We start from the raw sequence: 14684 nt of genomic DNA on the forward strand, positions 1-14684 counted from the left end.
CATCTTTATTCATCAATCACATTTCCCAGACGGATATGCTTGTCTACCAGTTTCTTCATATACTCCCAGATTTCCCCGGAACCTTCTGAAGTATGCTGATTCCTTTTGTAAATCTGGCTTTTTTTCACGCCGTGCTCCGCCCAGCTTCTTCCTCCGGAAGCGTCGTTTAAAAGAAGCGGCTGACAGTTATCAAGTACGTGGGCAAACTTTGCTTCCGGTGTCTCGTATGCCTCAAACTCTTCCCAAAGCTGCCGGAACCAGCTTCTCTGATCCTCCGGAAGAAGCCCAAAGATCCGCTCAGCAGCCTTCCTTTCTCTGATTTCCTTGGTTGCCGCACCGGCCTCGTCATAGGCATAGGTATCTCCTGCGTCAATTTCCACAAGATCATGGATCAGCACCATGGGAATCACCTTTTCCAGGCTTACCTCTTCATTGGAATATTCCTTCAGAAGAACCGCCATAAGGGCAAGATGCCAGGAATGTTCCGCATCATTTTCTTTACGATTCCCGTCTGCAAGATATGTCTGCCGAAAAATATTTTTTACTTTGTCCACTTCTATAATAAACTGCATCTGTTTCTCTAAACGTTCCATTTTTTACACTCCCATTAAAAAAAAGCCCAGCCATCCCACCATAATGATCCCATTCAGAATAGAACCAACAACACTGGTACGATGCATACGCTTTTCCTCTGAAAAACTCAATAGTCCCAAAATGAACCCGTAGGCAGAAAGCATAGTTGCAAAAAGGCAGATACCTCCCACAATAAATCCATAAGCGCCGTCAAGTGCAAAAGCAGTCAGAACTGCTGCAAGAAACAAAATAAGGGAAGCAGCTGCCAACCCTACTGACAGCTTCCCCTTTTCTGCTTCTTTTGTTTTTACAAATGAATATCTATATCTTTTCGCCATAATGCCTTCTCCTCAGGTAATTACAGACTGCAAACAGCACATATCCTGCTGCCGCGCCTGCAGTATTTAAAATCAGATCATCCACATCAAAGCAGCCCACTCTTGTTACAAGCTGAATCGTTTCCACACACAGACTCAGACTGAACCCGGACAGAACGATCAGGAATCCGCTGCGCCATCTCCGGCTGATGACCGGCAGGATAAATCCCAGGGGAATGAATCCGATCACATTCCCGAAAATATTCATAAAAAAAGCAGACAAGCCAACCTGTTCCCGGTACATCCAGAATCTCCGGATCTCCACAAAAGGTTTCAGGTTGTATCTGTATATGCGCTCCTCCTCCGCAATCCGTCCGTATCCCTCAGAAAAAAACAGAAAGTAGATCAGAAGCAGCACATACAGCACAAAAAGAACCATTCCTATCTGCCGGATTTTTTGTTTTGCCCTGTTACTCACAGCTCACCGTCAGATCAGAATATCTGACTTTCTCTTTAAAAGTCTCGCTCCGCTGATGATCATAAGGATACCGGCTGCGGCGCCTGTCACCAGGGTAACAATGCCTACCGCCAGACTGCAGGCCCCTGTTCTTGTCATTGTTTTATAAATCTTTTCGTTCACGGCGAACCTCCTATTTCACTCCGTACTGACGATAATAGTCATCAATGGCTGCCTTCAGAGTATCATCGATGATCACCTGTCCATTTACCTCTTTGTTGTAAAGATACTCTGTCACCTCTGCCATGTCCACAATAGCCGCAGTGTCAAAGCCGTACAGATCCTTCACTTCATCAAGAGCGCATTTTTCTCCGCCCTTTCCTACTTCCATACGGTTCAGAGAAACCATAAGACCAACGATCTCCACGTCTGCCGCTCCTTTTACCTTAGGCACAGTCTCCTCCATGGATTTTCCGGAAGTGGTTACGTCCTCGATCATAACAACTCTGTCTCCGTCCTTCAGAGTACTTCCAAGAAAGCTTCCTTTATCTGCGCCGTGGTCTTTTTCTTCTTTTCGGTCAGAGCAGTAGCGTACTTCTTTTCCATAAAGCTCGCTGTAGGCAATCGCTGTCACAACGCTTAACGGGATTCCTTTGTATGCAGGTCCGAATAATACGTCGAAATCGTCTCCATATTTGTCATGAATAGCTCTTGCATAGTATTCGCCCAGTTTCTTTAACTGAGATCCTGTTACATATCCCCCTGCATTCATAAAAAATGGGGATTTTCTTCCGCTTTTCAGTGTAAATTCACCGAATTTCAGAACCTTGCTGTCTACCATGAACTGAATAAATTCCTGTTTATACTGTTCCATATTTTTCAACCTCCGTATTTACGGGCAAGCCCTTTTCATTTTTTCCATAATATATCTGTTTTATTTTAGCATATCTGCTGTTTTTTTTCAATCAATGGATGAAAGGGGCGCCACAGTCTGTTTTTTATATTTTTTCATTATATAATAATAGTATGGGATCAGAGGAATCAGGGCAGCGATCCATGCTGCCGGATCTGCCATACAGATTCCTGCAAAGCTGGTTTTTCCTGCAACAAGAAGAACGATAGCAGTTCTGGCAACCAGTTCAAAAATTCCGCCAAGCATAGGAACCAGCCCATAACCCATTCCCTGAAGAGCATTTCGGAAAAGGAAAATTGTACAGAGGAACGGGTAAGCCCAGAATACAGTGCGGAAATAGGTTACCGAAACCTCTACCACCGCTGTCTCTGAAGGATCAATAAACAGATAGGTAAAATATTTGCCGCCAAAATACATTACAACCATCTCAATAGCAGCCCATATAAGAAGCATGATCCAGGAACATTTCACACCTGCCTGTACACGGTCCATGCGGCCTGCACCCCGGTTCTGTCCCACATAGGTCGCAATGGTTGCTCCTATGGAAACAGCTACCATGGTAATAATATTCTGAATCTTTCCTGCAGCAGAAAATCCCGCCATATAAACAGCGCCGTAAACATTCACTGCTCCCTGTACAATAATAGTTCCAATGGCTGTAATGGAAAACTGCAGGGCCATGGGAATACCCAGATTCAGAAGCTTGGCAAAGCTCCCCCTGCGAAGCGCAAAGTTTTTCTTTTCCAGATGAAGGATCGGATACTTCTTTATAATGTAAACCATGCAGCATACTGCTGAAACCGCCTGAGCGATAACTGTAGCATAAGCGCAGCCTTCCACACCCATTCCCAGGAACTTGATAAATACCACGTCCAGCACCACATTGATAGCTGCTGAAATGATCAGGAAATAAAGCGGAGATTTTGAATCTCCCAGTGCGCGCAGGAAAGCTGCCAGAGCATTATAGGCTGCGGTGACAATCAGTCCCGCATAGATGATCCCCATATACGCCTTTACATCTCCCATCAGCTCCTCCGGAGAATTCATCAGGCGAAGGATCGGCTCATTAAACGCAAGAAGCCCCACAGTCATCACTGCAGTGATCCCAAACATCAGGTACACAGACATTGCCACATAATGGCGCATATCATCGTATTTCTTTGCCCCGAACATCTGAGAAACAATAATGGCAAAACCGCTGCTCATTCCATTGAGCCATCCAGTTACAAAAAACATCAGAGAACCGGTGCTTCCAATGGCTGCCAGAGCATCTACGCCGATAAACTGACCGGCAACAATAGAGTCTGCAATATTATAAAACTGCTGAAACACATTGCCAAGGAACATTGGTATCATAAACCAGATGATCAGCTTCACCGGGTTCCCTACTGTCATATCGCTTGTCATATCTTTTTTCATAATTTCTCCCTAAAAAAAGGTCCGCTGTAAATATATACCCGGAACATTTCCGGATATGCTTTACAGCAGCCCTTATCAAAAAACTATTTTACCGCGCCGATCAGCTGACAGATATCCTCTGTCTTCTGGGATTTCATATAGTCCTCAATTCCCCGGACTACTTCTTCCGCAGCATAAGGATTAAAGAAATTTGCAGTTCCCACAGACACTGCACTTGCACCTGCAAGAATAAATTCCAGCGCATCCTCTGCAGTGGAGATTCCGCCCATTCCAATAATGGGAAGCTTCACTGCCTGAGCTACCTGGTATACCATGCGGACAGCCACAGGTTTTACAGCCGGGCCTGACATTCCGCCGGTTTTATTTGCCAGAGCAAATGTTTTTTTATAGATATCGATCTTCATTCCTGTCAGAGTATTGATAAGAGAAAGAATATCTGCGCCTCCGGCCTCCGCTGCTTTTGCCATTTCCGTGATGTCTGTCACATTAGGGCTGAGCTTCATGATGATCGGCTGCTTTGCATATTTTTTAACTTCTTTTGTAATGGCTTCCAGAGCCTTTGGATCCTGTCCGAAAGCAATTCCGCCTTCTTTTACGTTTGGGCAGGATACATTGATCTCCAGAAGATCTACCGGTTCATTTCCCAGACGCTCTACTACTTCACAGTAGTCTTCTGTGCTTTTTCCGCACACATTTACAATGATCTTTGTGTCATATTTTTTAAGGAACGGAATATCCCTTTCACAGAATACATCAATTCCCGGATTCTGAAGGCCAATGGCATTCAGCATACCGGAGGCTGTTTCTGCCACACGAGGCGTGGGATTTCCCGGCCACGGTACGTTTGCCACTCCTTTTGTTACTACAGCGCCCAGTTTATTCAGATCTATAAATTCGCTGTACTCCGCTCCTGAGCCGAAAGTCCCGGAGGCTGTCATAACAGGATTCTTCAGTTCTACTCCTGCCAGTGTAACGGCTGTCTTTATCATAGCTCCACCTCCGTGCTCAAAAATACAGGACCGTCTTTGCAGATACGTTTATTGTGTACATGGGAATGGCTGTCGATCTCCTTTGATTTGCACACACAGGCAAGACAGGCCCCAACGCCGCAGGCCATACGTTCTTCCATAGAAATCCAGCATGGAATATTTTTTTCCTCCGCATAGGCTTTGATTGCCCGAAGCATAGGTGTGGGTCCGCAGGCAAAAATCACATCTGCTTCCAGAGCATTCTCTCTGATGGCATCCATAACATTTCCCTTTGTGCCGGTGCTTCCGTCTTCAGTGGCAACACAGACATCTGCATACGCCTGAAACTCATCATTCAGAAACAGCTCATCTCTGTAACCGAGGATCGCTGTTTTTGTCCCTTTCAGCTCTTTTGCAGTCTGAAGCATAGGAGGAATACCAATTCCTCCGCCCATGAGAAATACACGTTTTCCCTCTGCTTCATGAAGAGGAAAACCATTTCCCAGCGGTCCCAGAACCTCTACCGGAACGCCTGCATGGAGTCTGGAAAAGGCCTCTGTTCCTGTGTTCTTTCCTGTTACCCGATAAACAAGACGGATTCTTCCGTTTTCTCTGTCAATTTCACAGATACTGATGGGGCGGGGAAGCAGCTTGCTTCCATCCCGCGTATAAAGTGAAAGAAACTGGCCCGGCTTCGCCTCCGCAGCCATATGGTCTGCCTGGAGCCACATGCTGTAAATATCTTTCCCGATTCTTTCCTGGCTTACAATCTTTAAGCTTTCTTTTGTCTTTTTGCTCATCTCTTTCCTCCTGAATCAGTTCGTCCTGATTATTTGCGGCCTTCCAGAGCTCCGCTGATATCAGCGATCATATCTTTTACCGCCTGTCTGGATGCGTCTGCAAAGTTCTTTTCACCAAATTCTGCGTAAGCTTCCTGTTTATAAGCCGCAATAATTCCTCTTGAGGAGTTTACAATAGCTCCCAGACCATCCTCGTTAAAGAAATGAACCAGATCTTTGCCCTTGCCGCCCTGAGCGCCGTAGCCTGGCACAAGAATAAAGGTTTTCGGCATAAGTTTACGGAGAACTTTTCCCATTTCCGGATAAGTTGCGCCCACAACAGCTCCAACATAGCTATATCCGTTACCCATATGTTCCTCGCCCCACTGAGCAACCTTTTCACCTACCCACTCATAGAGAGGACGTCCCTCGATCAGGCGGTCCTGGAACTCGCCGCTGGAAGGATTTGATGTTTTTACAAGAATAAAAAGACCTTTGTTTTCTTCTTTACATACGTCGATAAACGGTTTTACGCCATCAGATCCAAGATACGGATTCACGGTTGCAAAATCCTCGTCAAAGCCCGCATAGCTTTTGGTTCCTACCTGAACATGGCCCAGATGTCCCACTGCATATGCGGCAGAAGTAGATCCGATATCTCCTCTCTTAATGTCTCCGATCACTACAAGATCTTTTTCTTTACAATAGTCTACTGTTTTTTTGTATGCCTGAAGTCCCGGGATCCCGAACTGCTCATACATGGCGATCTGTGGTTTTACTGCCGGGATCAGATCACAGGTGGAATCCACAATTGCCTTATTAAACTGCCAGATTGCCTCCGCAGCGCCCTCCAGTGTCTCGCCAAATTCTGCAAATGCATTATCCTGGATATGCTTTGGGATGTAATTCAGCATCGGATCCAGCCCCACTACGATAGGAGCATTTGTTTTTTTAATTTTTTCAACCAGTTTATTAATCATAAAAATTTCCTCCTGAAATTTATTTTTACATACTTAAACATATCATACACGAAACCAGAGATTTAATAAAGTATTTTTTGCCTGTTTTTCATATTTATAAAATACATTTATTTTCTCACTGTCTCCCTTGTGTCAGTTTTTTTACAATCCTTAAGAATAATCTTGACAATTTAAAATATGAGCTATATAATCATAACCAAGTCCACTACATTATTAATATAAAATCACTAGTTTTTAGAGATTATATATTACATGATATAGTCTGTAAAATCTGGTGATTTTTTTCGTCAGATGGACTTTTAACTTTTTATTTTTATGGAGGTAACATCATGAACAAGGGGACTGTAAAATGGTTCAACGCAGAAAAAGGATACGGCTTCATCACAGGTGAAGATGGCGCTGATGTATTTGTACACTTTTCTGCAATCAACGGCGAAGGATTCAAATCTCTTGATGAGGGACAGGCCGTAACTTATGATCTGACAGAAGGCGCTCGCGGAATGCAGGCAGCTAATGTTACAAAATTATAATAAGTTATTATCTGTTCATATCGGATAGCATTCGTATTGATCACAAAAATCCCCGGCATATACCGGGGATTTTTCTTATTTGCTTATTCTGTTGTTTCTGCTGAAAGTCCGGCTACATAGCTGTCCAGAGCAGATGTGTCCATAGTAGTCTGTGTTACAACAGAATCCTGTTTCTGTTCTATTTTGTCGTAAACAGAATATCCGATCCATGCAACAAGAGCCACACAGACAACTACGCCCACAATTCTTTCCAGCCAGTCATAAAACTTCTCTTTTTTCTGTTCTTTGCTGTGACCGTTTTTTCTTGCTTTATACTGATCCACTTTTTTCTGGCTCATAACTGAATCTCCTTTACTGTAAATAGGCTGCTGTTCATTGCTGCAGCAGCTGAATATAGAGATAATTATAGCACGTCATCTACATTCATGCAATGCTTTTAAACAGCCACGATCACTCCGCCGTTATTGGCATACATACTGCTGACACCTGCTGTATCCAGAACAATGATCTCTTTGGTTGTAAGCCTTTCCTGAAGGGCGTCCTTTAAAAGCATTGCGCGCTCTCTGCAGTTGCAGTGGGAAATCGCCAGAACCTTTGTCTCACTGTTTTCTGTCTTTTCAGCAACATGCTGAACCATTTTTATAAGAGCTTTATTGATTCCTCTTGCCTGATCAAGCTGACAGATAGTTCCCTCATCTGTAGATCCCATAACCGGTTTGATCTTCAGGGCGCTTGCAACAAGAGATTTTACTCTGCTGAGACGTCCGTTCTTGCGAAGGGTCTCCAGATCATCCAGAACAAAAAATGTGTTCTGTTCTGCTATATATTTCTCAACCCTTTCCACGGTTTCCCGAAAAGAACAGCCTGCTTCCTCACATTCCTGGATCTTCATTCCGATCAACGTTTCTCCTACAGAAGCTGACCGGGAATTAAATACATAAACATTTCTTCCCGGATTCTCCTCCAGAAACAGATCTTTTCCAATCACTGCACTGTTATAGGAACCGCTCAGTTCTGAGGATAAAGTCACCGCGTAAATATGATCCGCCTCACATTCATATGCCTTCATATAGCGTTCCGGAGACGGACATGCCGATTTCGGGCATTCCGGGCAGGCAGCTACTTTTTTCAAAAACTCAGCCTGATCAAAAGTTTCATCATCTATCACCGTCTCCCCGCCTACATTCAATGTCAGCGGAACAGATTCAAAACGTTCATCATCTTTCCATTCGTCAAGGAATTCTCCGCAACTGTCTATAATAATTTTATAACTCAATTATATCGTCCTCTTTTCCATTATATGTAGTATCGAATACCACGTTTATATTACCATATCACCTGACATTTGAAAAGACTTTTTCTAAAAACTCTGTTCTTTTTTTCATTTCTGTTTTATAATAAAAAAAAATCAAGGGAGCCTGAATATGCTTGCACTGAAAATCAACGATGTCAAAGGATTCATGAACCATCTTCTGATCGGGAATACTTTTGACCATTTTCCCATGGCAGAAGTTTCTGTCACAACCTTTAATACTTTTTCCATAGACGGGATGATAAAGAAAGAATTTTTTGATACCGACACACAAAATATCCTGACCCAAAACAGAGCAGTTTATTCTGCATGGAAGGAAATAAGACCTTTTTGTTTTTCAATCATACGCGGAAGGCGAACTCCACTGCAATTCAAAATTGTATTTCAGCTTTCGCCTGAACAGTTTTTCTCTATTTTTGAAGAAAAAGAGTCTGATCTTTTTTCTGCTGTCAGCAGTTTTTCTTTCATTATACAGTATAAAAACAATATGCTTCTGTGTACTACAGGAATCTCTCAAATATACTTTTCCATGGACAAACGTGCTGAACAGTTCTGGGACGTTTCCGTTCACAACTTTTTCCGCGGTCTCGGTATTGACTGTGAATCCCTGTAAAACAGTTTTCTTTTATCTTTTTTATCAACTATCTGTCATCTGAACTGAGATAAAATGCCAGCATGTCTACAAACTCGCTGTTTGTAGGCTTGTAACTCAGAGGATATCCGGCAATCCTGTCCATTTGATCTTTATTCGCACACCAGCAGACATTGACTACAGTCCGGATATCATGTTCAATATTGTTCGGGGTAGATTTATATTTTCTCGCCAACGGAGGATACACATCCTTGGTAATTCTCAGGGGATATCCGGCTGTCTCCATGGACAGTTTTACAGCATCTGCCACAAAATAATATCCTTTGTACTTCGATGTTACTCCCATCTGTCTGATTAAATGGTATACTTTCCTCATTTCTTTCTCCTCTGAAATTTATTTCTAATTTTCTTTTTCTCCCATATACTATACGACAATTTATCAATATTTTTCTATTTACTAAATAACTCGTGGAATATCGAAAGAAAAAGTAATTTTCATAATTTTTTCGAGATTCTTCAACAAAACCTTGCTCGGACATACTTTTCTAGCATAAGAATCACGATGTAATTTGTCAATATTAATTTTTGGCGTTTTATATCAAAATAATACAAAAATTTATATTTTTTACTCTATCAGAACATCTTGTACTTATTTTTTTATGTCTGTCTCTTTATTTTCTTTAAAAAAGAATAGTTTCTTGTCTTTTAGAAAACATACAAAAATCCCGGTTACCTTTTCAGGCACCGGGACTTTACTCACATTCATTTTGGTTTATTTTGTCAGCAGCATCAAAATATCATTGCTTCTCTGAACAAATTTTGTCATTTCATCTGGTGAAAGCTGCTTGTGACTGATCATTGCCAGATCATAAAGCTGTTCACAGATAACTGCTGCATGTTCAGACTCCTGATTCTCTGCAAGGAACTTCACCAGAGGATGGTTAATGTTTAAGACAAGTGTTTCCTGTCCGCCAAACATTCCCGGATCCATTCCATACATATTATACATTTTCATCATATCCTGCATACGACGGCTTTCCTCAGAAAGCATCATCATTGCGGATACTGCTTCATTCTTCAGACTTTCTACTTTCACTTCAAGCTTTTCTTTATTCAAATTTTTACGGAAAAGCTCTGTCAGCGTTTTTGCTGTATCGTCATCAGCAGCGTCTCCGCCCTTCAGCTCTTCTGTCAGATCTGCATCAATTCTCTTAAACTGAAGTGTCTGATCTCTCTGCTCAAGATGAGAAATAAAGGCAGTATCAATATTATGAGAAAGAATCACCGCATTCTTTCCAGCTTCCTTAAACATATTAATATACTGGCTCTGCTGTACCGGATCTGTTACATAAAATACTGTTGTCTTTTCCGGTTCTTTCTCATCTTTATTTTCTTCTGCATTTTCCTGAGTCTCTTCCTCAGTGTGTTCTGCCTCTTCCTTCTTGTTTGCCTCTATACAGTCTTTAAGGGTAAGGTATTTGTTGTCCAGATCCTTAAACAGAATATAGTCATGAAGCTTGTCTGCAAACTTTGAGTCTTTAATACATCCAAATTTAATAAACGGACTGATGTCATCCCAGTATTTTTCGTATGCCTCGCGGTCTGTCTTACACATTCCGGTCAGCTTGTCAGCTACTTTTTTCGCAATATATTCAGAAATCTTCTGAACAAATCCATCGTTCTGAAGTGCGCTTCTTGATACGTTCAGCGGAAGATCCGGACAGTCGATCACGCCTTTCAGAAGCAACAGGAATTCCGGAATCACTTCTTTGATATTATCTGCAATAAATACCTGATTGTTGTAAAGTTTAATGGTTCCCTCAATGGAATCATACTCTGTATTGATCTTCGGGAAATACAGGATTCCTTTCAGGTTAAATGGATAGTCCATGTTCAGATGGATCCAGAACAGCGGCTCTTTATAATCCATAAATACTTTACGGTAAAATTCTTTATATTCTTCATCTGTACATTCGTTTGGATGTTTCATCCAGAGCGGCTGAGGATTACTTAAAGAAACCGGACGTTTGTTGATCTTTACACGGTCTCTTGCAGGAGAAATTTCTACGATTTCCTTTTCTCCCTTGTCATTTTCTTTTTCCTCTGTTTTTGCCTCTTCGTGAATATGCTCCACAACAACATCGTCATCTCTTAAATCAGCTTCATCAATTGTCTCATATTCCTGCTCTGCATTTTCTTTTGCAAGATAAATATTTACAGGCATAAAGGAGCAGTATTTTTCAAGAACCTCACGCATACGGTATTCATTACAGAATTCCAGGCTCTCTTCATTCAGAAACAACGTGATCTCTGTACCTACGGTATCTTTATTTCCGTCCTGAATGTCATATTCTGTTCCGCCGTCACAGGTCCAGTGAACCGGAACAGAGCCTTCTTTATAGGAAAGCGTATCAATATGCACTTCATCTGCTACCATAAATGCAGAATAAAAGCCCAGGCCAAAATGCCCGATCATCTGATCATCTGTTGTTTTATCTTTATATTTCTCCAGAAATTCTGTAGCGCCGGAAAAAGCGATCTGAGTGATGTATTCCTCCACCTCGTCTGCAGTCATACCAATACCGTTATCGGTGAATTTCAGAGTCTTTTTTTCAGAATCAACGGTTACCTGGATTGCAGGCTTATAATTTTCCGGGAAACTATATTCTCCCATTACCTCCAGCTTTTTCAGTTTGGTAATTGCATCGCATCCGTTTGATACAAGCTCGCGCACAAAAATATCATGATCTGAATAAAGCCACTTTTTTATAATAGGAAAAATGTTGTCACTGTTAATTGATAAGTTACCATGCTTTACAGCCATGTATTCCACACTCCTTTGTTTTTTTCATTTCTGTGATATATAGTAATACCCTTTCTCATAAAAGTCAAGAAAAAACTAGCACTCACATTAAATGAGTGCTAGTAATTTTGTTTTGTAACTTTTTATTTCTTTTTACGGTAAATAATCACGCCTGCAATGGCTGCCGCAGCTACTACAAGAATCACCACAAAAACAGCGATCGGTGAATCATCTCCTGTTTTTACTGCATTTTTGCGGTTTGCTGCAGGAGTAAGGTTCTGTCCCGGAGCAGTAACCTTTGCCTTGGAAATGGTAAACGGTACTGACTTTGTATCATAGGTTTCAGAACTCTTCCATGTTTTTCCGTCATAGGTCTGAAGCTGGAAAGTAACCTTCAGTGTGTAATCTCCGCTCTGAGCCAGGCCAAAGGTAGCTGTATACGGCGCTGCATCCCAGTTATTTGTATTGATCACAGTCCAGTTCAAAGGAAGATATCTGGTATCGCCTTTTCTCGGAGATGCATTGTCCATTCCTGCACCTACCGCAGTAAAGGAAATTCTGGATTGTGTAGTGTACACTCCATTGTACTCGATTCCTGTGATCTTATTCTGATCTGCAGATACAGTTTTTGAAGTATACGCTTTTACACTGACCTTAACACTTGTTTTAAGCTCCAGGTTCTTATCATTGTCAACACCTTCCGGAAGCTTCACAGTTCCCTGAACACGGAAGCTCTGCGCATCTGTATCGGACGGATCATAGCTGCAGTTCTTCACATCCCAGGATACTGTCGCATTCATATTTCCTGATGTTGTTTCAATTACAACCACTGACGGAAGTTTTAAGGATTTTGCATCCTTTTTCGTTCCGTTTGCCAGTCCGGTAATATCTGCCGGAGTCTGGATCTTTGTAAGGGATGCGCTTCCCTTGATTACCTGGAAAACTGCCTTAAAGCCTGTTTTTGCGCTTTCTGAAGCCACTTCTACGGTTTCCTGGTAAATATTTACATCAAGACCTGTCTTCGGCCTTACGGTAAAGCTTACAGAGTCTCCCGGCTGCAGAGTCAGCGCTGAAGCTTCCACTTTACTTACTTCAAAATTCTTTCCTGCAGGCTGTACCAGTGTCTCAGTAACATTTCCATTATTGGTCACAGTAACCTGCTGGGCCTCAATCTGTCCGTATCCTTTTTTTGCTGACGCAAAATCCAGTTCGGAAGGAGCTGCGCTCAGGCTGTGATTTACAGCCTCAACCGTCAGACTGGCAGTAATTTCAATTTTCTTTCCGGAGGTTTCATCTGCAACCATAAAGCTTTCCTGATAGCTTCCTGCTGCCAGCCCTGTTCTGGGACGAAGAATCAGAGTTGTACTCTCTCCTGCTCCGATCTTCTGATCAGCAAGAACTGCATCAAAGAACTGAGGATCTCCATTTTCACTTGCCGGCTGAGAGAGAGCAGCTTCCTCTGTGCCATGATTGGTCAGGGTCACAGATTTTTCTGCAGGAGCTTCCCCATATCCCTCAATCACAGCCCCAAAATCCACAATATCGGTATCTGGCGCAACATCACTGCCGCCCTGCGGCTTCTCTGAAGGAATATTCAGTTTCACCTGTACCGAAACTGTATTTTCACTGTTGTTGATATCTGTAAAAGATAACACGTCCTGATAATCTTTATCTGTTTCCAGATCCTCGGCCGGAATCACAGCAAACTCAACGCTTCCTCCTGCCGGCACAACTGCTGTACCCGGATCTGCGATCACTTTTCCTGTCTCTGTGAATGCCTCAACTGTGATATCCTCAGAAGAATCATTCGTGATCATCAGCTTCTGAGCATCCTGTGTGCTGAATTCCATTAACTCCAGATCAGCAGACAGTGCAGATCCTTCAGGAGTCTCCGGCTGCTCTGAGTCTTCCAGAACCATTCTTGCAGTAAAGGAAGCTTCCGCTCCTTCTTCCGTCTGATATGCAATAGTATCTTCATATGTTCCCGCCGCAGTTCCCTGTCTTGGTGATACCCAAAGAGTTACCTCTGCTCCCGGCTCAAGGGGATCATGAATGTCCTGCACTGCAAAATGTTCCGGGGTATTTTCCAGAAAATGCAGTGTCTCTGTTCCTGTATTCCTTACGGTTACATTCTTTGTTGTTCCGTCTGCTGTTTCTCCCACCGGAAGTATTCCAAAATCCAGAACACCTGCTCCGTCTTCTGTGATCACTTCCACACTGAAGACCTGTTCCTCTGTACCGGAAGGATTTTCCTGTTCATTCTCTTCCGGAATGCTTTCTTCTCCGTCTTCCTGTGCCGGCGGAATGCCGTCCACGGACTCGCTTCCCGCCTCACCGTTCTCCTCTTCTGACGGATCAAACGGCGTCAGGATCTCATCCTCATTTAAAGTCTCTTCCGCTTCATCATATGTTTCTTCCGGTACGTCTGTATCTTCCTGCGCCGGCGGGATGCCGTCTACAGATTCGCTTCCTGCCTCCTCCGGGATTTCCTCCTGGGGTGTTTCCTGCACTGGCTGTTCAGCGTCTTCCTGGGAGGGTTCTTCCGGCAGGACTTCTGTTTCCTGACTGTTATTCTCCTCTGTCTGTGCCGGCTCCTGGGAAACTGCTGTTATCTCTGTTGTTTCTGCTTTAAGGCTTCCGGTATAGCCTTTATCTTCCAGCCCGGTAATTGTCAGAAGAATCTTTGACCCTACATCGTCCTGGGTCACAGAACATGTTTTTTCCCTGCTGAGTTCTGTAATGTTCCTGTTATCTGTATCAGATGCCGCCTTTCTGGACCATACATAGCTGACGCTGTCCTCTGATATTCCTTCCGGCTTCACTCCGTTCAGATCAGCACTGAGAGTTGTTCCAGGAGTTGCATTTCCGTTGATCTTAACCTGCCCTTCCAAAGTAGATACCGCTGCCGCAAACACGGCCGAGGGAAGAAGGGACAGCACCATAAAAACAGACATGACGATCGCTGCAATTCTTTTTGCTCTCATAAGTCATCCTCCTTTTCTGCTTTCTGCTATTTTTCTATTATGCCCATTTTTACCGGA

16 protein-coding genes are annotated in these 14684 nt (G+C 43.0%); 2 read left to right on the forward strand and 14 right to left on the reverse strand.

Annotated elements, in window-relative coordinates:
* Positions 1-5 precede the first annotated feature (5 nt).
* The 9 genes from NSA57_RS10435 to pyrF all read right to left on the reverse strand — a co-directional run bounded on the left by NSA57_RS10435 (position 6) and on the right by pyrF (position 6406).
* Positions 6-593, reverse strand: a complete 588-nt coding sequence (locus NSA57_RS10435) for an HD domain-containing protein (RefSeq protein ID WP_257464792.1) — start codon at positions 591-593, stop codon at positions 6-8.
* A gap of 3 nt (positions 594-596) precedes the next feature.
* Complete coding sequence (locus NSA57_RS10440; RefSeq protein WP_173752704.1) at positions 597-911, reverse strand: hypothetical protein; 315 nt, start codon at positions 909-911, stop codon at positions 597-599.
* The gene (locus NSA57_RS10445; RefSeq protein ID WP_022066476.1) at positions 895-1329 is read right to left on the reverse strand and encodes a VanZ family protein; all 435 of its coding nucleotides are present in this window, start codon (positions 1327-1329) and stop codon (positions 895-897) included. The genes NSA57_RS10440 and NSA57_RS10445 overlap by 17 nt, the downstream gene beginning before the upstream one ends.
* 48 nt (positions 1330-1377) lie before the next feature.
* Positions 1378-1530: a hypothetical protein gene (locus NSA57_RS10450; protein WP_022066477.1), complete on the reverse strand. Its 153-nt coding sequence runs from the start codon at positions 1528-1530 to the stop codon at positions 1378-1380.
* Between the two features lie 10 nt (positions 1531-1540).
* Entirely contained in the window at positions 1541-2221 is a 681-nt protein-coding gene (gene pyrE, locus NSA57_RS10455; protein WP_022066478.1) for an orotate phosphoribosyltransferase, read from the reverse strand.
* Positions 2222-2308: 87 nt separating this feature from the next.
* Positions 2309-3679, reverse strand: a complete 1371-nt coding sequence (locus tag NSA57_RS10460; protein WP_257464793.1) for an MATE family efflux transporter — start codon at positions 3677-3679, stop codon at positions 2309-2311.
* An 83-nt stretch (positions 3680-3762) separates the two neighbouring features.
* On the reverse strand, positions 3763-4668 hold the full coding sequence (locus NSA57_RS10465) for a dihydroorotate dehydrogenase (RefSeq protein ID WP_257464794.1): 906 nt from the start codon (positions 4666-4668) through the stop codon (positions 3763-3765).
* Positions 4665-5447, reverse strand: coding sequence for a dihydroorotate dehydrogenase electron transfer subunit (locus NSA57_RS10470; RefSeq protein WP_257464795.1), 783 nt, complete (start codon positions 5445-5447; stop codon positions 4665-4667). The genes NSA57_RS10465 and NSA57_RS10470 overlap by 4 nt, the downstream gene beginning before the upstream one ends.
* 29 nt (positions 5448-5476) lie before the next feature.
* Positions 5477-6406, reverse strand: a complete 930-nt coding sequence (gene pyrF, locus NSA57_RS10475) for an orotidine-5'-phosphate decarboxylase (RefSeq protein ID WP_257464796.1) — start codon at positions 6404-6406, stop codon at positions 5477-5479.
* Positions 6407-6735: 329 nt separating this feature from the next.
* On the opposite strand from pyrF, the gene NSA57_RS10480 reads away from it, so the two are divergent.
* Complete coding sequence (locus tag NSA57_RS10480; protein ID WP_005425201.1) at positions 6736-6936, forward strand: cold-shock protein; 201 nt, start codon at positions 6736-6738, stop codon at positions 6934-6936.
* 83 nt (positions 6937-7019) lie between these two features.
* Here NSA57_RS10480 and NSA57_RS10485 read toward each other — a convergent pair whose 3' ends face one another.
* Both NSA57_RS10485 and NSA57_RS10490 read right to left on the reverse strand, forming a co-directional pair.
* A complete protein-coding gene (locus NSA57_RS10485) occupies positions 7020-7274 on the reverse strand; it encodes a hypothetical protein (protein ID WP_147599894.1) in 255 nt (84 codons plus the stop codon).
* 98 nt (positions 7275-7372) lie between these two features.
* Entirely contained in the window at positions 7373-8212 is an 840-nt protein-coding gene (locus tag NSA57_RS10490) for a DegV family protein (RefSeq protein ID WP_257464797.1), read from the reverse strand.
* A gap of 148 nt (positions 8213-8360) precedes the next feature.
* On the opposite strand from NSA57_RS10490, the gene NSA57_RS10495 reads away from it, so the two are divergent.
* Positions 8361-8861 carry a DUF5721 family protein gene (locus NSA57_RS10495; protein WP_257464798.1) on the forward strand — a complete coding sequence of 167 codons (501 nt, stop codon included), beginning with the start codon at positions 8361-8363 and terminating at the stop codon, positions 8859-8861.
* 28 nt (positions 8862-8889) lie between these two features.
* On the opposite strand, the gene NSA57_RS10500 is transcribed toward NSA57_RS10495, so the two are convergent.
* The 3 genes from NSA57_RS10500 to NSA57_RS10510 all read right to left on the reverse strand — a co-directional run bounded on the left by NSA57_RS10500 (position 8890) and on the right by NSA57_RS10510 (position 14627).
* Positions 8890-9216 (reverse strand): sporulation initiation factor Spo0A C-terminal domain-containing protein, encoded by a 327-nt coding sequence (locus NSA57_RS10500; RefSeq protein WP_022068520.1) that lies wholly within the window; start codon positions 9214-9216, stop codon positions 8890-8892.
* Between the two features lie 396 nt (positions 9217-9612).
* The gene (htpG, locus tag NSA57_RS10505) at positions 9613-11664 is read right to left on the reverse strand and encodes a molecular chaperone HtpG (RefSeq protein WP_173752690.1); all 2052 of its coding nucleotides are present in this window, start codon (positions 11662-11664) and stop codon (positions 9613-9615) included.
* Positions 11665-11786: 122 nt separating this feature from the next.
* Complete coding sequence (locus NSA57_RS10510) at positions 11787-14627, reverse strand: midas domain-containing protein (protein WP_257464799.1); 2841 nt, start codon at positions 14625-14627, stop codon at positions 11787-11789.
* Positions 14628-14684: the final 57 nt, after the last annotated feature.

Source organism: Blautia caecimuris, from assembly GCF_024622975.1.
GTDB lineage: Bacteria > Bacillota > Clostridia > Lachnospirales > Lachnospiraceae > Blautia_A > Blautia_A caecimuris.

Bases quoted from the DNA above. Each gene is read 5' to 3' on its own strand.
- pyrF (WP_257464796.1), bottom strand. From the start codon at position 6,406: ATGATTAATAAACTGGTTGAAAAAATTAAAAAAACAAATGCTCCTATC.
- NSA57_RS10485 (WP_147599894.1), bottom strand. From the start codon at position 7,274: ATGAGCCAGAAAAAAGTGGATCAGTATAAAGCAAGAAAAAACGGTCAC.
- NSA57_RS10480 (WP_005425201.1), top strand. From the start codon at position 6,736: ATGAACAAGGGGACTGTAAAATGGTTCAACGCAGAAAAAGGATACGGC.
- NSA57_RS10495 (WP_257464798.1), top strand. From the start codon at position 8,361: ATGCTTGCACTGAAAATCAACGATGTCAAAGGATTCATGAACCATCTT.
- htpG (WP_173752690.1), bottom strand. From the start codon at position 11,664: ATGGCTGTAAAGCATGGTAACTTATCAATTAACAGTGACAACATTTTT.
- NSA57_RS10460 (WP_257464793.1), bottom strand. From the start codon at position 3,679: ATGAAAAAAGATATGACAAGCGATATGACAGTAGGGAACCCGGTGAAG.
- NSA57_RS10500 (WP_022068520.1), bottom strand. From the start codon at position 9,216: ATGAGGAAAGTATACCATTTAATCAGACAGATGGGAGTAACATCGAAG.
- NSA57_RS10435 (WP_257464792.1), bottom strand. From the start codon at position 593: ATGGAACGTTTAGAGAAACAGATGCAGTTTATTATAGAAGTGGACAAA.
- NSA57_RS10465 (WP_257464794.1), bottom strand. From the start codon at position 4,668: ATGATAAAGACAGCCGTTACACTGGCAGGAGTAGAACTGAAGAATCCT.
- NSA57_RS10445 (WP_022066476.1), bottom strand. From the start codon at position 1,329: ATGGTTCTTTTTGTGCTGTATGTGCTGCTTCTGATCTACTTTCTGTTT.
- NSA57_RS10440 (WP_173752704.1), bottom strand. From the start codon at position 911: ATGGCGAAAAGATATAGATATTCATTTGTAAAAACAAAAGAAGCAGAA.
- NSA57_RS10470 (WP_257464795.1), bottom strand. From the start codon at position 5,447: ATGAGCAAAAAGACAAAAGAAAGCTTAAAGATTGTAAGCCAGGAAAGA.
- pyrE (WP_022066478.1), bottom strand. From the start codon at position 2,221: ATGGAACAGTATAAACAGGAATTTATTCAGTTCATGGTAGACAGCAAG.
- NSA57_RS10510 (WP_257464799.1), bottom strand. From the start codon at position 14,627: ATGAGAGCAAAAAGAATTGCAGCGATCGTCATGTCTGTTTTTATGGTG.